Origin of the sequence: Pollutimonas thiosulfatoxidans, assembly GCF_004022565.1 — a bacterium.
Lineage (GTDB): Bacteria > Pseudomonadota > Gammaproteobacteria > Burkholderiales > Burkholderiaceae_B > Pusillimonas_D > Pusillimonas_D thiosulfatoxidans.
Genome location: NZ_CP022987.1, coordinates 821436 through 843572 on the forward strand (window position 1 = coordinate 821436; position 22137 = coordinate 843572).

The 22137-nt window shown below is 58.2% G+C and carries 21 protein-coding genes; 9 read left to right on the plus strand and 12 right to left on the minus strand.

From position 1 onward, the window contains the following. Positions 1-31: 31 nt before the first annotated feature. Positions 32-1339, plus strand: coding sequence for an ATP-dependent Clp protease ATP-binding subunit ClpX (gene clpX, locus CKA81_RS03985; protein WP_128354149.1), 1308 nt, complete (start codon positions 32-34; stop codon positions 1337-1339). 124 nt (positions 1340-1463) lie between these two features. After that, entirely contained in the window at positions 1464-3935 is a 2472-nt protein-coding gene (lon, locus tag CKA81_RS03990; protein ID WP_128354150.1) for an endopeptidase La, read from the plus strand. Positions 3936-4001: 66 nt separating this feature from the next. Here lon and CKA81_RS03995 read toward each other — a convergent pair whose 3' ends face one another. The 10 genes from CKA81_RS03995 to CKA81_RS04040 are packed head-to-tail and all read right to left on the minus strand — an operon-like array spanning position 4002 to position 13559. Beyond that, positions 4002-4970 (minus strand): XdhC family protein, encoded by a 969-nt coding sequence (locus CKA81_RS03995; RefSeq protein ID WP_128354151.1) that lies wholly within the window; start codon positions 4968-4970, stop codon positions 4002-4004. Continuing rightward, positions 4967-5461, minus strand: coding sequence for a hypothetical protein (locus tag CKA81_RS04000; RefSeq protein WP_128354152.1), 495 nt, complete (start codon positions 5459-5461; stop codon positions 4967-4969). Before CKA81_RS04000 ends, CKA81_RS03995 begins: the two co-directional genes overlap by 4 nt. Beyond that, entirely contained in the window at positions 5458-6075 is a 618-nt protein-coding gene (locus tag CKA81_RS04005; protein WP_128354153.1) for a nucleotidyltransferase family protein, read from the minus strand. Before CKA81_RS04005 ends, CKA81_RS04000 begins: the two co-directional genes overlap by 4 nt. Then, complete coding sequence (locus CKA81_RS04010) at positions 6072-7025, minus strand: XdhC family protein (protein ID WP_128354154.1); 954 nt, start codon at positions 7023-7025, stop codon at positions 6072-6074. The genes CKA81_RS04005 and CKA81_RS04010 overlap by 4 nt, the downstream gene beginning before the upstream one ends. Continuing rightward, positions 7022-8212, minus strand: coding sequence for a vWA domain-containing protein (locus CKA81_RS04015; protein WP_128354155.1), 1191 nt, complete (start codon positions 8210-8212; stop codon positions 7022-7024). Before CKA81_RS04015 ends, CKA81_RS04010 begins: the two co-directional genes overlap by 4 nt. Next, positions 8206-9099: an AAA family ATPase gene (locus CKA81_RS04020; RefSeq protein ID WP_128354156.1), complete on the minus strand. Its 894-nt coding sequence runs from the start codon at positions 9097-9099 to the stop codon at positions 8206-8208. Before CKA81_RS04020 ends, CKA81_RS04015 begins: the two co-directional genes overlap by 7 nt. 16 nt (positions 9100-9115) lie before the next feature. Further along, the gene (locus CKA81_RS04025) at positions 9116-9724 is read right to left on the minus strand and encodes an SRPBCC family protein (RefSeq protein WP_128354157.1); all 609 of its coding nucleotides are present in this window, start codon (positions 9722-9724) and stop codon (positions 9116-9118) included. Positions 9725-9735: 11 nt separating this feature from the next. Continuing rightward, entirely contained in the window at positions 9736-12141 is a 2406-nt protein-coding gene (locus CKA81_RS04030) for an aerobic carbon-monoxide dehydrogenase large subunit (RefSeq protein ID WP_128354158.1), read from the minus strand. Between the two features lie 17 nt (positions 12142-12158). Next, positions 12159-12680: a (2Fe-2S)-binding protein gene (locus tag CKA81_RS04035; RefSeq protein WP_128354159.1), complete on the minus strand. Its 522-nt coding sequence runs from the start codon at positions 12678-12680 to the stop codon at positions 12159-12161. Positions 12681-12692: 12 nt separating this feature from the next. Further along, positions 12693-13559 (minus strand): FAD binding domain-containing protein, encoded by an 867-nt coding sequence (locus tag CKA81_RS04040; protein ID WP_128354160.1) that lies wholly within the window; start codon positions 13557-13559, stop codon positions 12693-12695. Between the two features lie 199 nt (positions 13560-13758). On the opposite strand from CKA81_RS04040, the gene CKA81_RS04045 reads away from it, so the two are divergent. Next, positions 13759-14532 carry a LytTR family DNA-binding domain-containing protein gene (locus CKA81_RS04045; RefSeq protein ID WP_269467475.1) on the plus strand — a complete coding sequence of 258 codons (774 nt, stop codon included), beginning with the start codon at positions 13759-13761 and terminating at the stop codon, positions 14530-14532. A 24-nt stretch (positions 14533-14556) separates the two neighbouring features. Here the strand turns inward: CKA81_RS04045 and lexA are convergent, their stop codons facing one another. Together lexA and CKA81_RS04055 are read right to left on the minus strand one after the other, a co-directional pair. Further along, entirely contained in the window at positions 14557-15207 is a 651-nt protein-coding gene (gene lexA / locus CKA81_RS04050) for a transcriptional repressor LexA (RefSeq protein ID WP_128354162.1), read from the minus strand. A gap of 58 nt (positions 15208-15265) precedes the next feature. After that, complete coding sequence (locus CKA81_RS04055) at positions 15266-16471, minus strand: amino acid aminotransferase (protein ID WP_128354163.1); 1206 nt, start codon at positions 16469-16471, stop codon at positions 15266-15268. A gap of 76 nt (positions 16472-16547) precedes the next feature. On the opposite strand from CKA81_RS04055, the gene uvrB reads away from it, so the two are divergent. The 6 genes from uvrB (at position 16548) to iscA (ending at position 22055) form a co-directional block, all read left to right on the plus strand. Next, positions 16548-18569 carry an excinuclease ABC subunit UvrB gene (gene uvrB / locus CKA81_RS04060; RefSeq protein ID WP_128354164.1) on the plus strand — a complete coding sequence of 674 codons (2022 nt, stop codon included), beginning with the start codon at positions 16548-16550 and terminating at the stop codon, positions 18567-18569. Between the two features lie 336 nt (positions 18570-18905). Then, the gene (locus CKA81_RS04065; protein ID WP_128354165.1) at positions 18906-19397 is read left to right on the plus strand and encodes a low molecular weight protein-tyrosine-phosphatase; all 492 of its coding nucleotides are present in this window, start codon (positions 18906-18908) and stop codon (positions 19395-19397) included. 169 nt (positions 19398-19566) lie between these two features. Further along, positions 19567-20082: a Fe-S cluster assembly transcriptional regulator IscR gene (iscR, locus tag CKA81_RS04070; RefSeq protein ID WP_128354166.1), complete on the plus strand. Its 516-nt coding sequence runs from the start codon at positions 19567-19569 to the stop codon at positions 20080-20082. Positions 20083-20106: 24 nt separating this feature from the next. Further along, positions 20107-21318, plus strand: a complete 1212-nt coding sequence (locus CKA81_RS04075; RefSeq protein ID WP_128354167.1) for an IscS subfamily cysteine desulfurase — start codon at positions 20107-20109, stop codon at positions 21316-21318. Positions 21319-21344: 26 nt separating this feature from the next. Continuing rightward, the gene (gene iscU / locus CKA81_RS04080) at positions 21345-21728 is read left to right on the plus strand and encodes a Fe-S cluster assembly scaffold IscU (protein WP_128354168.1); all 384 of its coding nucleotides are present in this window, start codon (positions 21345-21347) and stop codon (positions 21726-21728) included. Positions 21729-21731: 3 nt separating this feature from the next. Further along, the gene (gene iscA, locus CKA81_RS04085) at positions 21732-22055 is read left to right on the plus strand and encodes an iron-sulfur cluster assembly protein IscA (protein ID WP_128354169.1); all 324 of its coding nucleotides are present in this window, start codon (positions 21732-21734) and stop codon (positions 22053-22055) included. Positions 22056-22137 lie beyond the last annotated feature (82 nt).

Consider the following 22137-nt stretch of genomic DNA (forward strand, 5'->3'; position numbering starts at 1 on the left):
GCCCTGTCGATTGAACTGAACGAAGAGTTTTATGCCCGAAAAAAAAGGATCGGCGGACGATAAGGTGCTGCATTGCTCGTTTTGTAATAAGAGCCAGCACGAAGTCCGCAAGCTAATCGCCGGACCATCGGTGTTCATTTGCGACGAATGCATCGATCTTTGCAACGACATCATTGTCGAAGAAAGCCAGGAAGCGGCGCGCGATGCCATTCGCAACGAGCTTCCCACGCCGCACGAAATCAAAAGCTTTCTCGATGGCTACGTCATCGGGCAAGATATACCTAAGCGCAATCTGGCTGTGGCGGTTTATAACCACTACAAGCGCATACGCTATGGTGAAGTCAAGGGCGACGACGTCGAGCTGTCCAAAAGCAATATCTTGCTGATCGGACCCACTGGGTCGGGCAAGACGCTATTGGCGCAGACCCTTGCGCGCATGCTGGACGTGCCTTTTGTAATGGCCGATGCCACCACCCTGACCGAAGCCGGTTACGTGGGTGAAGACGTCGAGAACATCATCCAGAAGTTGCTCCAGAACTGCAACTACGATGTCGATAAGGCGCAGCGTGCCATTATCTACATCGACGAGATCGACAAGATCTCCCGCAAGGCGGACAACCCCTCGATCACCCGCGATGTGTCGGGTGAAGGGGTGCAGCAAGCCCTGCTTAAGCTTATTGAAGGCACCGTGGCCTCTGTGCCGCCGCAAGGCGGGCGCAAGCACCCCAATCAGGACTTCGTGCAGGTGGACACCACCAGCATCCTGTTCATTGTGGGCGGTGCTTTCGATGGTCTGGACAAAATCATCCGCGACCGCAGCGAACGCTCCGGCATTGGTTTCTCGGCCAGCGTAAGGGCCAAGACGGAACGCGGCGTCGGCGAACTTTTCGCCGAGGTCGAACCCGAAGACCTGATCAAATTCGGCCTTATCCCCGAGCTGGTGGGCCGCTTGCCTGTGGTCGCCACGCTGGAAGAGCTTCAGGAAGACACGCTCATCCGCATTCTTACCGAGCCGCGCAACTCCCTGATCAAGCAGTTCCAGAAGTTGTTCGAAATGGAAGAAGTCGAGCTCGAGGTTCAGCCCGACGCGCTTGCTGCGATCGCCAAGCGGGCCATCAAGCGCCGTACCGGTGCACGCGGCTTGCGCTCTATTGTCGAACAGGCGTTGCTGGGTACCATGTATGAACTTCCTTCCCAGAAGGACGTCAAACGTGTGGTACTGGACGAAAACGCCGTTCTGGGCACTGGCACACCGCTATTGATTTACGCTGACGAGCTCAAGGGCGAACCCGAAGGCCGTCGCGAGCCGGCCAAAAAACTGAAGGATGCGGCCGCCTGAAGCGCAGTGAGCTTTTTTTGACTTGAAAACCTGGCTATCGTCACTACATACACTATAGGTAGTACTAAAAAGGGAGGCCCTGGCTTCCCTTTTGCATCTAGAGGACCTTTTTAAGGAAATTACTATGTCTGCGAGCCAGATTCTTTCTTCAGAACCCACGGACTTGCCGCTGTTGCCATTGCGCGACGTGGTGGTATTTCCGCACATGGTGATTCCTCTGTTTGTTGGTCGGCCGCGCTCCATCAAGGCTCTTGAACTGGCCATGGAAGCGGGCAACAACATTATGCTGGTGGCACAGAAGTCCGCCGGCAAAGACGATCCCACCCCCGACGATTTATACGAAATCGGCTGCGCCGCCAGCATCTTGCAGATGCTCAAGCTGCCCGATGGCACCGTCAAAGTATTGGTAGAAGGCCTGCAACGCGCCCGCATCCAGGAAGTCAGCGACGCCGAAACGCATTTCATGGCCGTGGTCGTACCGATTGCGCCCGAAGAAGGCGAGGGCGCTGAATCCGAAGCCTTGCGCCGCGCCGTCGTGGCCCAATTCGAGCAATACGTCAAGCTCAACAAAAAAATACCCCAAGAGATCCTGACCTCGCTGGCCGGAATCGATGACGCCGGTCGCCTGGCGGACACCATTTCGGCCCATTTGCCCTTGAAGCTCGAGCAGAAGCAAAAAATGCTGGAGATCACCGGCACGTCCGGGCGCCTGGAAAGCCTGCTGTCGCAACTCGAATCCGAGATCGACATTCTGCAGGTGGAAAAGCGCATACGTGGCCGCGTGAAGAAGCAGATGGAAAAGAGCCAGCGCGATTACTATCTGAATGAGCAGGTCAAGGCCATCCAGAAGGAACTGGGCGAAGGCGAAGACGGCGCCGATATCGAAGAGCTCGAAAAGAAAATCGCTGCGGCTCAGTTGCCGAAGGAAGCGCAGAAGAAGGCTGATTCCGAGCTTAAAAAGCTCAAGTTGATGTCGCCGATGTCTGCTGAAGCCACGGTGGTGCGCAACTACATCGACACGCTTATTGGCTTGCCCTGGAAAAAGAAAAGCCGCATCAACAGCTCCATCTCGAACGCCGAAAACGTCCTTGATGCCGACCACTACGGTCTCGAGAAGGTCAAGGAACGCATCGTGGAATACCTTGCGGTCCAGCAGCGCGTCGACAAGCTGAAAGCCCCCATACTTTGCCTGGTTGGACCTCCCGGGGTCGGCAAGACCTCGCTGGGGCAATCCATTGCCCGAGCCACGAATCGCAAGTTCGTGCGTATGGCACTGGGCGGTGTGCGCGATGAGGCCGAGATCCGCGGCCACCGTCGCACTTACATCGGTTCGATGCCCGGCAAGATTCTCCAGAACATGAATAAGGTCGGCGTACGCAATCCCTTGTTCCTGCTCGACGAGATCGACAAGATGGGCGCGGATTTCCGCGGCGATCCTTCGTCAGCCCTGCTGGAGGTTCTTGATCCCGAACAGAACCATACTTTCCAGGACCACTATATCGAGGTCGACTTCGACTTGTCGGATGTGATGTTTGTTGCGACAAGCAATACGCTTAACATTCCGCCGGCATTGCTGGACCGCATGGAGGTCATACGTCTGTCGGGTTATACCGAAGACGAGAAGGTGCATATTGCCTTCGATCACCTGCTGCCCAAGCTCATGAAGAACAACGGCGTACAAGAGGGCGAGCTTACGATCGAGGAAGGCGCCATACGCGACATCGTGCGTTACTACACCCGCGAAGCCGGGGTGCGGGCGCTCGAACGCGAGATCTCCAAGATCTGTCGCAAAGTCGTCAAAACGCTGTTGGCCAAGAACCCCACGACGAAGGTTCGCGGCGGCAAGGCACGACCGGCACCCGAGCTCGAGCGCGTTACGGTCACATCCGAGAATCTCAGCGATTTCCTGGGTGTACGACGTTTCAATTTCGGCATGGCCGAAACAGAAAACAAGGTCGGTCAGGCAACCGGTCTGGCATGGACCGAAGTGGGCGGCGACTTGCTCACCATCGAGGTCGCCGACATGCCAGGCAAGGGTGTCGTGCTGCGTACCGGCTCGCTGGGCGATGTCATGAAGGAATCCGTTGAAGCGGCGCGCACGGTGGTTCGGGCGCGCGCCCAGAAATGGGGCATCCCCAATACGGCTTTCGAGAAGCGCGACCTACACGTGCACTTCCCGGAAGGCGCAACCCCCAAGGACGGGCCTTCGGCAGGCATTGCCATTACGACCGCGATGGTGTCGGCGCTTACCGGTATTCCGGTGCGCGCAGACGTCGCCATGACGGGCGAGATCACGCTGCGAGGCGAGGTCTTGGGTATTGGCGGCCTGAAGGAAAAACTGCTGGCTGCTCATCGTGGCGGCATCAAGACCGTGATGATCCCGGAAGAGAACGTCAAGGACTTGGCCGAGATTCCAGACAACGTGAAAAATCACCTGGAAATCATACCGGTGCGTTGGATAGACCGCGTTCTTGAGGTGGCCTTGCAGAATATGCCTACGCCATTGTCGGACGAAGAAGTCGCCAAGCTGGCGGCTGAAGCGGTCGCTGCGGCAAAGCCGGCCGGCGAATCGGCAGGCGGAGTGATGAAGCACTAAGCTGGTTTGCTTGGGTGCCAGGGGTCCGGCCCTGCAATCATGCATGATTGCAGGGCCGGACCTTTTTTATGGGTCGCGCTTTTGCACAATGGGCACGTGATATTTGGCGCAGGTCAGTTCAGCAAGTATGGCCACCGCGATCTCCGCCGGCGTGCGGGCGCCCAGGTATAGTCCGGTAGGGCCGTGCAGACGTGCTATGTCGGTCGGGGTCAGGTCGAATTCCAGCAGGCGTTCCTTGCGGATCCTGGTATTGCGCCGGCTACCTAGTGCTCCTACATAGAACGCCGCTGACTTTAGTGCTTCGAATAGCGCCATATCATCCAGCTTGGGATCATGGGTAAGGGCGACGATTGCGGTGTGCGGATCGATGTCAAGCTCAAGTATGGTGTCATCGGGCATGCCTCGCCTAAGATCAACACCGGCAAGCGACAGCCCGTCCAGGAATTCTTCGCGAGGGTCGATGATGACCACATCGTAGTCGGCGCCCATGGCGATCTGTGCCACACATTGCGATAGCTCCCCGGCACCAATCAACACCAGCCGCCATCGAGGGCCATAGACCGAACGCATCCGCCTGCCATCGAATGACAGCGTTGCAGTTCGATCTGCATTGTGCAGTTCACAGGCCCCACTGGGAATATCCAGGTCGCGCACAGTGATCTGTTTTGCCCGGATCCGGCGCAGCAACTCTTGGAGCATCGCCAAATCGGGACGGGGTTCGATGACGAGCTTCAAGGTGCCGCCGCAGGGAAGCCCGAATCGGTTCGCGTCGCCTTGAGCGACGCCGTAGACTGTGATCTGTGGCGTGGCATAGTCGAGCAGACCGCCATGTCGCACCTGCCGGATGAGATCGTCCTCAATGCAACCGCCCGACACCGAACCATAGATCTGGCCGTCATCGCGTATTGCCAGCCATGCGCCTTCAGGCCGGGGCGCCGAGCCCCAGGTTTGCACTACGGTGACCAATGCTACGCGCCGGCCGGCCTCCAGCCATTCAATGGAACGCGTCAGTACGGATAAATCGGTGCTATTCATGTAACGGAGAATGCCTTCTTATGTGACTGTTGCGGTGCACGCGCTTGCCTTGCACTAGTAGCGGCCCGGCGGTCCAGGAAAGCCCAGGACATCATGGAGCCGCCCATGCCGCCCATCATGCCGGCAAGCAGGGCGGTGGTGTTGTAGATTCCTTCGGCGGCGAGGACAGCGTGTGGCAAGAGGTAGCTGCCCAAGTTCATGCCCATGACCATCCAGGCGGCGCACGCCAGGCCGGACAGCAAATTGCTCGGTCGTCTCGTGACGAGCGCGGGCGCAAGGCTGCCGGCAAGCGTGCCCAGATGCATGAAGGGGAGGCAGATCCAATGCAAGCGGGTTATCTGGCCCAGGCTCAATGTGTCGGAGCCTGCGCACAGGCTGGTAAGCAGCGAGATGCCACCCTGGCTGGCATCCACAGCCATGCCGCCGAGCATACCCAGGCAGGCCAGCAGCATGCCACGGTTGGCAAGGGATCTGAAGGTGTTGCGCCTCATGGTGTGAACCCCCCCGGTTCAGCCAGACACTTCAGAATCCGGGCATAGTCTTGGGGAGTGTCCAGGTCCGATACGTATCCGTCGTGCGTGACTTCATGCAGATAGACGGCGTCCGGATTGTCTTGTATGAGCTTGCGGCAACCGAGCTTGCGCAAGCCCTGGAGGATCTCCGGAATGTGCTGGCTGTGGAACATCACGGGATTGCCGCGTTGTCCCTGGAAAGAGGGCACGAGTATCGAGCCGTAAGGTCTGTGTTGATAGGCGAGTGCAAGTTCAGCGTAGTCGTCGGACGAGAGCAGGATTTGGTCGGCGAGACACACCATGACGGCATCGCAGCCTGGCGTCAATGCGGCCAGGCCCGCGTTGACTGAAGTCATTTGGCCCTGTGCGTAATTGGGGTTATGGATGATGCGTACACTTAGCCCCTTCAGGGCGTCGGTAACCGGACCGTGGTTGTGGCCGGTAACGACAAGGACTTCATGCGCCCCAGATGCCGCGATGGCTTGGGTGCTTCTGCGCACAACAGGCTCAACAGGGGCTGGCAGCAGCATTTTGTGGCGGCCCTGCATCCGGAGGGACTCTCCTGCGGCAAGGATGATGGCAGAGAACTTCATGCTGGCGATGAACTGGACATTCGTTGGGCAATTTCCAGATATTTTTCGGGGTCATGATCGAACTTCGTCTTGCAGCCATTGCAGCAGAAGTAATGCGTGCCGCCGGCCACAGTAACCGTGTGCAGGGCGGTCGCCGGGTCGATGGCGCGCAGACATACCGGATTCACATACGATCCAACTGGCTGCGGGTCCATAGGGGCGGCGGCGCTCTGTACAGCGCCGGCTGCCTTGCGATGTTCGCGCACCAGTCCAGCTACGGCAGCCAGCGCGATTTCGGCTGGCGTGCGAGCCAGAATATCCGGCCCGGCAGGGCTTTCCAGGTCAGCCAGCCGTTGCTCGCTAATGCCCACGGATCGCATGGCAGCTATCAGGGCTTGGGCTTTGCGGCTGCTTGCAATAAGCAGCACTTTTCTGGCGGCGCTTCGGAGTGCGTCTTCCAGATTTCTTGCGTCGTCATTGCCTTGCGTGGCGACCAGAACGTAATCAGGGCCCGGTGTCGCGGTTTGCAAGTTATCCAAGGATATATGCCAGCCCAGGATGGCGGCCAGTTTAGCGGCTGCTGTCCCGGCGGGCGTCGACCCGGCGATGTAGAGGGTGGGCGGCGGGTTGACGGCTTGTATGAATAGATCAAGCGCGCCATTGCTGGCGCATGGCATGGCGTGATGCTCGGTGTCTGGATCGCTGATACCGCCGTCGTTGCTGATGCGGATCAACCTGGATCTTCCGCTTTGTAGCGCATCAAGGGCTACCTGCACCACGACTTCCTGTGCACAGCCCCCTCCTACCCATCCGCGCATGCGTCCGTCGGCCGTGATGATGGCCTGGGCCCCGACATACGCGGAGGTGGGCGATATGGCGCGCACGACTGTCGCCCAGGCGTAGGGCAGGTTCTGTCCAGAGAGATCGAGCGCCTCAGACAGGAGGCCAGTATCGAAGGAAGGCGGATTCATCTGCAGATCCTCAAGATGTCGGGCAAGGCCTTTTCCAGGCTTGCCAGATTGCCGGCCGGGAGCAGCCCGTCGATAAACGGCAGTGCCGCTTGCATGCATGCGGATGTCGGCGTGTAACCGGGACGGCTTGCCAGGGGGTTCAACCACAGAATCCGACGTGTCTGTCGGCGAATGGCGGTCAGCGCGGTGGTTATCGAATCGGCCGGGTCGGTGTCGTAGCCGTCGCTTGCGATCAGTACACAGCTTCGAGCGTGCAACAGTCTGCGGGCGTGGTCGCGGTTGAACTGTTCGAGGGAGGCCCCAATACGCGTGCCGCCCGCCCAGCCACTGGATAGTAAATGTAGGCTTTCCTGGGCTCGGACGGGATCGGGGTCGCGTAGCGCTTGCGCTATGCCGACCAATTGGGTGTGGAAAATGAAGCAATGTACGTCGGTGAGCAGGGATGTGAGGATACGCGCCAGTCGTAAATAGAAGAAGCTGTACAAACTCATGGAGCGGCTGACATCCAGCAGGAGTATCAGCCGGGGACGTTGTTTCTGGCGCTTGCGCCAAGCCAGCTCCAGGGGCAGGCCCCCGTGCGAGACGCTGCGCCGCAGGCAGCGGGCCAGATCAAGGCGGCGGCCGCGTGCAGATGCCTGGTCTCGTCTCAGCTCGATCTGCCTTAACCGTTTCGCGAAGCTCTGCAGCAAGGCATCGAGGGCGCGTACGGAGTCGGGATCCTGCATATGACGAAAATCAGTACGTTTAAGCGCTTCTTGTGAACTGGCGCCTTCTGATCTTGCCCCGCCGGGGGCGTCTTCCCCGTATCCGGAACCGGAACCGTCGTCCAGAGGCACGCCCTCAGTATGATCCGGCAGAGCGCTTGCTAGGCTGGTATCCACGCTGGGGCCGCCAGAGGTTCGGATTTCGGTGCGCCGGGGTGGAGGATCCGGCAAGAACCAGATGTCGAACAGGTCGTCGAACTGCCGCCACTCTTGCTGGCACTTGCACAGTATGCTGCGTAGCGTCCAACGTGCGATGTTGCGGTCCAACTGGCCAGCGTAGGCTAGCGCCTGTACTGCTGCCGGAGCATCTGCATGTTTATAGCCATTGGCGCGCAAGAATCCCGCGAAACCGAGGTAGCGGCCCTGGAGTTGGCTGGCTAGCGGCGTGATGCGCAGCGTGTCTTGCTGGATGGCTGTCAGCATGCCGCAACCATCTTCTGTATGACGGGACGAGTCAGCCGTGCCCGGTCTTCGTGGGTTTTCACGAGGGCGGACAGCGAATCCAGGATGCGCTCGGTGCCATTTTCATCCAGTGTGCGCAGGTCCAGTTGCAGCAGCGCGCTGATCCAGTCCAGCGTTTCGGCGATGCCAGGTTTCTTCTTGAGATCCAGTCCGCGTAGTGACTGCACGAACTCTACCACCTGCCGTGCCAGTGCCAGGGGCGCATCGGGTACGCGAGCCTGGATGATCTTCACTTCCTTATTGAAGTCGGGATAGTCGACATAGTGATAAAGGCAGCGACGGCGCAGCGCATCGGAAAGCTCGCGCGTGCCGTTGGAGGTCAGTATGACATCAGGTCGGCTGCTTGCGCGTATCGTGCCGAATTCTGGTATGGAGACCTGGTAATCGGACAGGACCTCAAGCAGGTATGCCTCGAAGGCTTCGTCCGCCCGGTCGATTTCGTCGATCAGCAGCACTGGTGGCGGCGACGTCGTGATGGCTTCCAGTAGCGGGCGCTTGAGCAGGTATTGCTCGGAAAAAATGTCTTTTTCCTTTTCGGCAGTGCTGCGATCGTCATGCTCCAGCAGCTTGATTGCCAGCAACTGGCGCTGGTAGTTCCATTCGTACAGCGTCGAATGGGCGTCCAGCCCTTCATAGCATTGCAGGCGTATCAGACGCGTGTTTCGTGCCAAAGCCAGCGACTTGGCGACATCGGTCTTGCCCACACCCGCTTCGCCTTCCAGCAAGACAGGGCGCTGCAAGGCTTTTCCCAGCACCAGGGTCGCCGTGAGGCTCGAGTCGGCGACATACCCGTGCTGCCCAAGCTGATTCTTCAGGTCAGAGATGCGGCTTGGCTGTTCGGAAGGCATAGGCGGCTCCTGACACTTACGCTGAGTTTCTTGAAAATACGCGGCGGAACCAGTCGGCAATTACTGCCCACAGCAGCGACAGGCCGTTTAGTTCACTTGCTTTCTGCGTGGGTGGTGCATTCTGGACGGATGCGCTGCTTGCGTTAGGGCTGCCATCGGCCCGCGCCTCTTGCAGGGCCTGCACGCGGTCGGAGAAGTTGGCGATGAACTGCTTGAGTATGTGTTCGGACACGGTGTCCATCATGCGTCCGCCAAAGGTCGCCGCCTTGCCGTTCATGGTGATAGTGCTCCGCCCGATCAGTTCGCAGGTATCGCCGGTCGATTGCACAGTGGCGACCAGGTCCATCGACGCGCCAGATGTTCCCGTCGTGTCGGTGCCTTTTCCGGACAGGTGCAGCGTTTGCGTGTCGGCATCGATGTCCAACACGGCGATGTGGCCCCTGAAGGACATCGTGGCCGGGCCGACACGTACCGACACTGTGCCCTTGTAGTTTTTGTCGTCGATGCGTTCAGTGATGCTTGCGCCTGGCATGCATTGTGCAACGCCTTTTATATCTTGCAGGAACTCCCATGCGGTGCTGGCAGAGCAGGGCATGGGGTAGGTCTTGTCTAGTGTGACTTGCATAGTGTCTCGATTCAGCGTTTATCCAGGCCGAGGGCATGGCTTTGTTGCCATACCCGGTAGGCGTTGTGCGGCATGTTCATGTGAGTCACACCCAGGTGCGAAAAGGCGTCTACGACGGCGGATGTGAAGCAGGGAATGGAACCGACGTGGGGCGATTCGGCCACACCTTTGGCACCCAGCGGATGGTGCGGCGACGGCGTAACAGTGAAGTCGGTTTGCCACTTTGGCGTCTCGACAGCCGTTGGCACGAAGTAATCCATTAAGGTTGCGCCCAGCAGGTTGCCAGCTTCGTCGTAAGGCATTTCTTGCGCCATGGCTACGGCAAAGCCTTCCGTCAGTCCTCCATGCACTTGTCCCTCGATAATCATGGGGTTGATGCGTGTGCCGCAATCATCCAGGGCATAGAATTGCCTGACTTTGGTTTCGCCGGAGTATCTGTTGATGTCCAGGACACACAGGTAAGCACCAAACGGAAAAGTGAAGTTGGGCGGATCGTAGTAGTCGACCGCTTCCAGCCCCATTTCCATGCCTTCGGGCACATTGCTGTAGGCCGCCAGGGCGACTTCCTTCAGGGTTTTGGTTTGGTCGGGCGAGCCTTTCACGACAAAGCGATCCAGATCGAACTCGACATCGTCGGGACTGACTTCCAGCAGATGCGCCGCAATCAGTCTTGCCTTCTCACGAATCTTGCGTGCCGCTCTGGCAATCGCTGCGCCCGCGACCGGAGTGGAGCGCGAGCCGTAAGTGCCCAGGCCGTAAGGCGCCGTGGAGGTGTCGCCCTCTTCAACCTCGATGACCGATGCGGGAATGCCCGCTTCAGTGGCTATGATTTGGGCGTAGGTGGTCTGGTGCCCTTGCCCCTGCGTAATGGTGCCCATGCGGGCAATTGCGGAGCCATCAGGATGCACCCGAATTTCGCAGGAATCGAACATGCCCATGCCCAGGATGTCGCACATCTTGGAAGGCCCCGCGCCCACCACCTCCGTAAAGGTACAAATACCTATGCCCATCAGCCACTCGGCAGCCGGATCATTACGCCGTTGGGCCTGCTCGGCACGCAGCGCCCGATAGTCCACAGCGTCCATTGCCTTGCGCAGTGCCGTCTCGTAGTCGCCCGAGTCGTACTCCAGCCCCATAGCGCTATGGTAGGGAAATTTTTCTTTTGGAATGAAGTTCTTGAGGCGTATCTCGGCCTTGTCCATGCCCAGCTTCTGGGCCAGGATGTCGACCATGCGCTCGATGATGTAGACGGCTTCGGTAACCCGGAACGAGCAGCGATATGCGACCCCGCCCGGAAATTTATTGGTGTAGACGCCGTCAACCGAGACGAAGGCGTTGGGAATATCGTACGAGCCGGTACAGACATGGAACATGCCCGCCGGAAACTTGGTCGGGTCGGCACAGGCGTCGAAGGCACCGTGATCGGCAGTAACGTGGACGCGCAAGGCCTTGATGCGGCCGTCCGTGTCAGCAGCCAGTTCGCCGGTCATGTGGTAGTCGCGGGCAAAGGCGGTGGCGCTGAGGTTCTCGGTGCGCGATTCTATCCACTTTACAGGCTTGCCGAGCACGATGGACGCCACGATAGAGGTTACATAGCCCGGATACACTCCGACCTTGTTGCCAAATCCGCCGCCGATGTCCGGAGAAACAATGCGTATCTTTGACTCTGGAATCGATGACAGCAGGCCGACTACCGTACGCACCACGTGTGGCGCCTGCGACGTGATGTACACCGTCAAGTCGCCGCGTACCTTATCGAACGATGCGACGCAGCCGCAGGTTTCCAACGGACAGGGATGAACGCGCGGATACAGCATCGATTCCTTTACCGTGACCTGCGCGGTGTCGAAGACACGGGCAGTGCGGTCCTTGTCGCCGGCCTCCCAGGTAAAAATGTGATTATGATGGCGGCGTGCGCCGTGCGCTCCGCTGTCCTTGCCATGCAGGTCGTCACGTACGACCGGTGCGTCAGGTTCGAGGGCCTTGAAAGGATCGACCACGGCCGGCAGTTCTTCATATTCGACTTCCACCAGTTCGGCGGCATCCGCTGCTATGTAGCGATCATCGGCAACGACGAAGGCAACTTCCTGATTCTGAAATGACACTTTTTCGTCGGCCAGGACGGCCTGGACATCCCCGGCCAAGGTGGGCATCCAGTGCAGGTTAAGTGGCTTGAGGTCTTCGGCTGTGAGCACCGCGTGTACGCCTGGCAATGCCAGGGCGCGCGACTTGTCTATTTTCAGGATGCGTGCGTGGGCATAGGGGCTGCGCACCATGGCGCCAAACAGCATGCCGGGCATCTTGATGTCGTCTACATAGTTTCCCTTGCCCTGAATGAAGCGGGGGTCTTCGCGACGTTTGCGCGAGCAGCCAATGCCTTCAAGCTTGCTCAGTCGATCGATGTTGAGAGTGTCCATTTGGGTCTCCGGCAATCTTAGTTGGCAACATCCGTCATTAGGGGATGCGAGGATTCGACGGCTATGCCGCGTAGTTTCTTGGCTGCATGCTGGACCGCCTTGACGATATTTTGATAGCCCGTACAGCGGCAAAGGTTGCCAGCGATCCAGTAGCGGATTTCCTCTTCGCTCGGATCGGGTATTTCGTGCAGCAGCCGGTAGGTGCGCACGATCATGCCGGGCGTACAGAACCCGCACTGGAGGCCGTGCTCTTGCATGAAGGCTTCCTGTATGGCGTGCAGCTCGCCATCTTGAGCGAGCCCCTCGACCGTCAGGATCTCGCGCCCTTCGGCCTGTACGGTGAGCATCGTGCACGACTTCACCGACAGGCCATCGATATCGACGGTACAGGCTCCGCAGTGCGAGGTTTCACAACCGATGTGAGGGCCGGTGTGCTGACACTTCTCGCGCAGGGTGTGTATGAGTAGTTCTCGTGGTTCGACGGCTACGTCCGCAGGCTTGCCGTTCAACACAAATGACACCAGGGTTTTCTTGCTCATGTTGTTCTCCGTTCAGCGTGTGGCGCGCGAGTGGGCGGTACGCAAGGCGCGATCCGTCATGACACCGGCCATGGCTATCTTGTATTTGATGTCGCCGCGCAGGTCGGCCACGGGATCGCAGGCCGACATGGTCAACTGGCAGGCTTGCTGAATGGTTTGCTCGTTGAGTTCTTTTCCCAGCAGGAAGGATTCCGCCTCGGAGGCTTTGAATGCCACAGGACCGAGATTGGTCAGCGCAATGGAAACATAATCTACCGAGGTTCCGTCCATGCGCAGCAACACGGCGCTGGCGGCTGTGGCGAAGTCGCCAACTTTCCGCTTGAGCTTGCTGTAGCACTGCCCGGTGCGCGCATCGGGTGTGGGGATGCGGATCTCGGTAAGGATCTCGTTCGGTACCAGTGCCGTGTAGTAAGTGCCGAGGAAGAAGTCGGCGGCCGCTACGACGCGTTCGCCCGAGGGGCCTTGAAGGACGAAGCTTGCGTCCAGAGCCAGCATGAGGGCAGGGTGATCATTGCCGGGGTCGCCATGGGCGATGTCTCCGCCTATGGTGCCCATATAGCGTACCTGGGGATCGGAGATCAGGCGCGCGCCTTCGACGAGCAACGGGCATTTGCGCTGCAGCACCTCCGACCAGATCAGTTCGTTCTCGGTCGTCATTGAACCGATGCGGATCTCATTGCCGACCTCTGTTATGCCCTTGAGGCCGGGGATCTTGCCCAGGTCGATCAGGTGGCCCGGCTGTGCGAAACGTAATTTCATCATGGGCAGCAAGCTGTGGCCGCCAGCCAGCAGCTTGGCTTCGTCGCCGTACTCTGTCAGCAGGTTTATTGCTTCGGGCAGGCTTTGCGGCGCGTGGTACTCGAATGGACGAGGTATCACAGTTGTCTCCTTTTGTGACAGGATGTCTGGTATATTTGCTTTTATCTGCCAAGAGCATGACATCAACCGCCAACGCCCTTCAATGCGATTGCACCAATGGCGGTTTTATCTACACCAAGTGTCTTGAAAAGCCGGCGAATGTCTTGTCACCAAGGTGGCATCGGCATCGGTGGAGTCAAACACAAACTGGGGGAGTACGTTGCGGAAAACCCAACAATCTGAAACCTTTCAGCATCGGCTCGAACAGTTCAATCCGGGCATGGTGTGGCTGGACCCGTCCAATCGGGTGACGGCCTTGAACGACGTGGCCATGCAGATTCTTGGTCCCGCGGCAGAGCAGTCATTGGGAGTCGAGAAAAGCGGCTTGCTGGGGCTGAACGTATTGCAGTTGCACCCCGAACGCAGCCGCAGCAAACTTAGCTTCATCCTTGATTCTCAGGCGCCTGTGGGCTGTCCCATCCAGTCGCCCCCTCCGGTCGCCATGATGATCAACATTCCCGACAAGGTGTTGATGGTAAAGGTCTCGAAAATGATCGGGGCTGGCGGTATAGTCGGCACCTGCATGGTGTTTTACGACCTGACTGATGCCACGACCATGCCGGCGGCGCCTGCTACAGCGCAGGTTCTGCCGCCCAGGCGCCTGTATAAGATCCCGGTGTATCGCAAGAATCGCGTTGTTCTTATCGAGCTAAGCGAAGTCCTGCGCTTTGAGGGCGATGGCCACTACACCACTATTGCAACCAGAGATGATCGCTATCTATCCAATCTTTCGCTGACGGACCTGGAGAAAAGGCTGGATCCGGAAGTTTATGTAAGGGTGCACCGCAGCCATATTGTCAGTATCCGGGACATTATCGAGCTGGTGCGCAACAAAGATTCCGTCAGCTTGAGAATGACAGGCCATGAACAATCGCTGATTCCGGTTAGTCGCGCGAAGGTCGCACAGCTGAAGGACCTTTTGGGCATCGTCTAGGTAACAGGGCCAGAACAAATAGGATCAGTGTAGCGGCGTGTTGCGGATGAGGCCCACGGCGATGCCTTCAAGCGAGAAGTCGTCGTCGGCGGAGACCACGATGGGGGAGAAGTCGGGGTTTTCCGGCAACAGCTCTATTTGGCGGCCGGTTTTGGAGAAGCGCTTGACGGTGACCTCGTCGCCCAAGCGAGCAACGACGATTTGCCCGTTACGGGCTTCGGGGGACTTTTTTACCGCCAGCAGGTCGCCATCCAGGATGCCGGCATCGCGCATGCTAAGGCCGCGCACCCGCAGCAGGTAGTCGGGCGTTTGGCTAAAAAGAGAAGGCTCGATGCCGATTTCTCGTTCGACATGCTCGGCCGCCAAAATAGGATTGCCGGCAGCCACACGCCCCACCAGGGGAACCAGCAGTTGTGCCAGCGCGCTGTTGGCATGGTGCAGCGCGCCGTTGCCGGCTTGTGTATCGGTGAGGCGAATGCCGCGAGAGGCACCCGCCGTCAGTTCGATGGCGCCTTTTTTGGCCAGTGCCTTCAAGTGGTCTTCGGCGGCGTTGGCCGATTTGAAACCCAAGGCGCGCGCGATTTCGGCGCGCGTCGGCGGAAAGCCGCTGCGCGCGATCTCGCTGCGTATGAGTTCAAGAATTTGCTGCTGACGCTCTGTTAGCTTAACGGCCATTGCAATCCAGACTGTGTTTTTATACAGTTATGGATTTTGCAGCATTTTCACATAAAGATCAAGCAGTCAGGACGCTGGCGATAGCCTTGGCAACGTAGTCGATGTTGCGGCTGTTAAGGGCAGCCACGCAGATGCGTCCGCTGCTGACAGCGTAAATGGCGTGTTCGTCGCGCAGGCGGTCGACTTGCTGGGACGTCAGGCCCGAGTACGAGAACATGCCGCGTTGGTCCAGAACGAAGTCGAAGTTTTGCGTAACGCCGTGGGCTTTAAGCTTTTCTACCAGTTGGACGCGCATGGTACGTATGCGTTCGCGCATGCCGGCCAGTTCGGTGGTCCATAGCGTGTAAAGCTCGGGTGTGTTCAGCACGGTGGACACGACTGTCCCGCCATGTGTGGGCGGGTTGGAGTAGTTGGTGCGGATAATGCGCTTTAGCTGGCTAAGCACGCGTACGGATTCGTCCTTGCTGGACGTAACCAGGGTGAGGGCGCCGACGCGTTCGCCGTACAGCGAGAAAGACTTCGAGAAAGACGAGCTGACCAGCATGGTGAGATCTTGCTGCGCGAACAATCGTACTACCGAGGCGTCTTCTTCCAGGCCGTCCCCGAAACCTTGATAAGCGATGTCCAGGAACGGGACCAGCTTATTCTCTTTGACGATCTGGACGATTTCCTGCCACTGTTCAAATGTGGGGTCGACGCCGGTGGGGTTGTGACAGCAAGCATGCAGGATGACAATGGTCTGGGCGGGCAGGGCACGCAAAGAGGCCAGCATGCCGGGGAAATCCAGGCCGTGAGTGGCTGCGTCGTAGTAGGCGTAGGTTTCTACCGGGAAGCCGGCGCGCTCGAATAGCGCGCGGTGATTTTCCCAACTGGGGTTGCTGATGACAACCTTGGCATTGGGCAGCAAGGCCTTCAGGAAGTCGGCGCCGATCTTCAGGGCGCCGGTGCCGCCCAGGGCCTGCGCGGTCAGGGCGCGGCCCGAACTAATAATGGGGGAGTCTGCGCCGAACAAGAGGGTTTGCGCGCCCTTGTTGTAGCCAGCGATGCCTTCCATGGGCAAATAGCCGCGCGCGGCATGAGCCTCGATTCTTGCGGTCTCCGCCTTGCTGACGGACTCGAGCAGCGGCAGACGACCTTGGTCGTCGTAATACACGCCTACACCAAGGTTGACCTTGCCTGTGCGGGCATCGGCGTTATATTGTTCGTTCAGGCCAAGGATGGGGTCGCGCGGAGCCAGTTCGACGCTTTCGAAAAGAGATGTCATGTAAGGGAATTTAGATGGGTAGTGAAACGGAAGACAATAGTGTGATAATAAGGGGTTTACCCTGAAAGTGTCCAGTATGAACGCCCCAGCACCAGGTTTCATCAATTATCCGAACAGCCCCTTTCAGTTGTACAGGCCTTATCCGCCGGCCGGCGACCAGCCCACGGCCATCGATGCGCTGGTCGAAGGCATCAATGACGGTCTGATGTACCAAACGCTATTGGGCGTGACCGGCTCCGGCAAGACCTACACCATGGCCAACGTCATTGCGCGCACCGGCCGCCCGGCCATTGTGCTGGCGCCCAACAAGACACTGGCGGCGCAGCTGTATGCCGAGATGCGTGAATTCTTTCCGAACAACGCCGTCGAGTACTTCGTGTCGTACTACGACTATTACCAGCCCGAAGCCTATGTTGCGGCGCGCGATCTGTTCATCGAGAAGGACTCGTCCATTAACGAGCACATCGAGCAGATGCGCTTGTCGGCCACTAAAAGCTTGCTGGAGCGCCGCGACACCATCATTGTCGGCACAGTGTCTTGCATCTATGGCATAGGCAATCCGGGCGACTACCACGCCATGGTGCTTACCCTGCGCACCGGCGACCGCATCGCGCGTCAAGAGCTCCTGGGCCGGTTAGTGGCGATGCAGTACGAGCGCAACGATGTGGAGTTCGTGCGAGGCGTGTTTCGGGCCCGCGGCGAGATCATCGATGTCTTCCCGGCGGAGCACGCTGAACTCGCCTTGCGCATTACCCTGTTTGATGACGAGATCGAGTCCTTGCAAATGTTCGATCCGCTTACCGGGAAGATCAACCGCAGCATTCCCCGTTTTACCGTCTTCCCCAGCTCGCATTACGTCACCCCGCGCGAGACCGTACTGCGCGCTATCGAAACCATCAAGGTGGAACTGCGCGAACGGCTGGCGGTGCTGATTGCAGACGGCAAGCTGGTCGAGGCACAGCGACTGGAGCAGCGCACGCGTTTCGACCTGGAAATGCTGCAGGAACTCGGCTTTTGCAAGGGCATCGAGAACTATTCCCGGCACCTGTCCGGCGCCGCGCCGGGCGATCCGCCACCCACGCTCATCGACTACCTGCCGCGTGACGCCTTGATGTTCATCGACGAAAGCCACGTGACCATGGGGCAGCTAAGTGCCATGTATCGGGGCGATCGTTCGCGCAAGTCGACGCTGGTGCAATTTGGGTTTCGTTTGCCGTCCGCGATGGACAATCGGCCCTTGCAGCTGGAAGAGTTCGAGCAGCGCATGCGGCAATGCGTATTTGTTTCGGCCACGCCGGCCAACTACGAGAACGAGCATACCGACAACGTGGTCGAGCAAGTGGTGCGGCCCACCGGCCTGGTCGACCCCTTGGTGGAAGTGCGTCCGGCGCTGACCCAGGTCGACGATCTGCTTGGCGAGATCAAGAAGCGTGTAGCGGTACAGGAGAGGGTGCTGGTTACTACGCTGACCAAGCGCATGTCGGAAGACCTTACCGATTATCTGGCCGAGCACGGCACCAAGGTGCGTTATCTGCATTCCGACATCGACACCGTAGAGCGCGTGGAGATCATCCGCGATTTGCGCTTGGGGGTGTTTGATGTGCTGGTGGGCATCAACCTGCTGCGCGAAGGCCTGGACATCCCGGAGGTGTCACTGGTGGCGATTCTTGATGCCGACAAGGAAGGTTTTCTGCGTTCGGAGCGCAGCCTGATTCAAACCATGGGGCGGGCCGCACGCAACATCAATGGACGCGCCATTCTTTATGCCGACCGCATTACCGACTCGATGCGACGCGCCATGGGTGAAACCGAGAGGCGCCGTCTGAAGCAACTGGAGTTCAACGAAGTCCACGGCATTACAGCGCGCGGCGTCAGCAAGGCCGTGCGCGAGATGATTGATGGTGTCATGGTGCCTGCGGAGCCGTCGGTGCTGGACGATATCTCTCCGGAGGTGCTGCGCGACGATAAGGCGTTGGCCAAGGAAATCCGGCGTCTTGAAAAACTGATGATGGACCATGCGAAGAATCTGGAATTCGAACAGGCGGCCAACGCCCGCGATGCGCTGAATCGGCTGAAACACAAGGCCTTGATGTCTTGACGGAAAAACGTTGGTAAAGACCAACAACGTCTTACATTTTCATGATGCGGACACACCTGTCTGCGTTTAACTGCAGCCGGGTATTGCTTTCAGAGTACCTAGGGTTTACCATTATACTTTCGTGTTGGGAGCGCTCGCGGCCTGAATTGTTGCGCTGCACGATTATTAGCTATCTCGCTATTAATCCAAGGCATTTCCAACATCGAATTACATCGCAGACGGCTTGTAACACCTTAATGTGCTTAAGTTTTTAGGCTTGTCAATAGTTGCTGCGAAGTAAATGTGGGCTTGCAAAAAGCCTTGCCTTATAACGGGTTTTCCCTCACACTGCTGGCTATGATGACTAAGGTACTTTTCGTTTGCATGGGTAATATCTGCCGCTCACCCAGCGCAGAGGGCGTGTTTCGCCGCATCGTCGACGAAGCAGGGCTTTCTGACGTGGTCGGCGTAGATTCGGCTGGCACCCACAGCTTTCATATTGGCGAGGCCCCCGACGCACGGGCCCAGGCAGCTGCGCGTAAACGCGGCTACGAACTGGCGCATTGTGTGGCTCGCCAGATCACCCCCGACGACTTCCGCGAGTTTGATCTTATTTTGGCGATGGACTGGGAAAACCTCTCGGCCCTGCAGCAGCAATGTCCCAAAGTATATCAGCACAAGCTCATGCTGCTTATGCGCTTCGCCAACGAATTCGAAGAGGCAACGGTGCCTGACCCCTATTACGGCGGCCCCGAAGGCTTCGGCAAAGTGCTCGACTATCTGGAAGACGCCTGTCAGGGCGTTATGGAAATGGTGCGCAAACGTGCGCTTCAGTATCAGGCTGCCTAGCTCGATCCATCACAACGCCTCACCGACATACCGCGCTACTTCAGCGCGGTTTTTTTTGGCTAATACTTGAGAAAAACTGTCGGAGATTTGCTATACTTGACTACGTTAGTCGGGAATAGAGACCGGCTTGCAAACCTTCGTGCATCAGACATTGGCAAGGACTTTCACCATGCGATTAACCACCAAGGGACGTTTTGCCGTGACCGCCATGATCGATCTGGCGTTGCGGCAACAAAGCGGGCCTGTAACGTTGGCCACCATCAGCGAGCGCCAAAATATTTCGTTGTCTTATCTTGAGCAGTTATTCGGCAAGCTGCGACGTCATGAACTGGTGGATAGCATACGCGGGCCGGGTGGCGGCTATACCTTGGCCAGACTTGCGCGTAATATTACGGTCGCCGACATCATCTTTGCCGTGGACGAGCCATTGGACGCGACCAGCTGCGGCGGCAAGGAAAACTGCAATATTGGGCGCAATGGCAGTATGGGTAAATGCATGACCCACGAGCTGTGGTCTACGCTTAATCGAAAAATGGTGGATTACCTGGATTCGGTTTCCCTGCAAGATCTGGTCGACCAAGAGCGTATGCGCCAGTTGCATGAGGCGACCCAGGCCCAGATCGCCGTTCGCCAAAACCGTTCACCCGATGTCTTGATAGCCACCAGTCGGCCAGTAACCGCATAAGCGCCGCTACGGAATCCCACCTATATGCAATCCCGCCCTGTTTATCTTGATTACTCTTCCACCACGCCGGTCGATACCCGGGTGGTGGACGCCATGCTGCCGTGGCTTGCCGAGCAGTTTGGCAATCCTGCGTCGCGCAGCCATGCCTATGGTTGGGACGCTGAAGAGGCAGTCGAGCAGGCAAGAACCCAGGTGGCACAGTTGATCAACGCCGATGCACGGGAAATTGTCTGGACCTCAGGTGCAACAGAGTCCAACAACCTGGCACTTAAAGGCGCGGCACACGCCTATGCCACCAAGGGGCGGCACATTGTTACCGTCAAGACCGAGCACAAGGCGGTACTGGATGTTTGCCGCGAGCTCGAACGCGAGGGCTTCGAAGTCACCTATCTGGACGTACCGGAAAGCGGCTTGCTCGACGTGGCGACCTTCAAGGCAGCGCTGCGGCCCGATACCATCCTGGCGTCAGTCATGCTGGTCAATAATGAAATCGGCGTCATACAAGACATACCCGCCATGGGTGCAGCATGTGGCGAGCAGGGCATAATTTTTCATGTGGATGCAGCCCAGGCAACTGGCAAGGTCGTGATCGATCTGCAGGCATGGAACGTCGATCTGATGTCATTGTGCGCTCATAAAACTTACGGACCCAAGGGCGTCGGTGCGCTCTATGTGCGCCGCAAACCGCGTATCCGATTGCAGGCGCAAATACACGGCGGCGGGCACGAGCGCGGCTTCCGGTCCGGTACCTTGCCCACGCACCAAATCGTCGGGATGGGCGAGGCCTTTCGCCTTGCCGGGCTCGAGATGGCGGCCGAGAACGAACGCCTCAAGACTTTGCGAGATCGACTATGGGATGGCTTGCGGCACCTGCCGGGCATCTATCTTAACGGCGATCTTGAGCAGCGGGTTCCGCATAATCTTAATGTCAGCTTCGACTATATCGAAGGCGAATCCCTGATGATGTCCTTGCCCGAGCTTGCCGTTTCCAGCGGGTCTGCCTGCACGTCCGCCAGTCTAGAGCCTTCCTACGTCCTGAAGGCCATAGGGCGCAGCGACGAAGTTGCCCATAGCTCCTTAAGGTTGTCATTGGGCCGCTATACAACGCTGCAGGATATCGATTTTGCGGTGCAATTATTGACCCAGCGCCTTGCCAAGCTGCGCGACTTGTCGCCGCTATGGGAGATGGCGCAACAAGGCGTGGACTTGAATTCGGTGCAATGGGCCGCACATTAGATACAGAAGTAAAGGACGCGAACACGATGGCTTACAGCGATCAGGTACTGGATCACTTCCGTAATCCACGAAATGTCGGCGCGCTTGACGCGACGGACAGGCAAGTGGGCACCGGTATGGTGGGCGCCCCCCACGAAGGCGATGTCATCAAACTGCAGATACGGGTTGACCGATCGGGTATCATCGAAGATGTGCGCTTCAAGACCTATGGCTGCGGCTCGGCAATTGCTTCCACCTCGTTGGCTACAGAGTGGGTGAAGGGCAAGACGCTGGATCAGGCCTTGCAGATCCGCCATACGCAGATCGCACACGAACTGGCCCTACCGCCAGTAAAGATTCATTGTTCCATCCTGGTCGAAGACGCCATCCGGGCGGCCATTCAGGATTACCAGGCAAAGCAACAGGATTAAATCATGGGAATTACGCTGACACCACAAGCGGCTGACCATATCAACCGCCATATCGAAAAACGAGGCTCCGGCCTGGGGTTACGCCTGGGCGTGCGCCTTACAGGCTGCTCGGGCATGGCTTATAAGCTGGAGTATGTCGATCAACCCAATTCTGACGATCAGGTTTACGAACAACTGGGCGTCAAGGTGTTTATTGACCCGAAGAGCTTGCCGTTCCTGGACGGGACCCGCGTTGATTACTCGCGTGACGGCTTAAACGAGGGTTTCAAATTTTCCAACCCCAACGAGAAAGCAAGCTGCGGTTGCGGAGAGTCGTTTACCGTGTAGTTTGCTGTACGCATGACCCGCCGAACGGTCTAGGCCGGATCACCCCGACGCGCCTCATATGAGGCGCGTTTTTTTGTGGGAG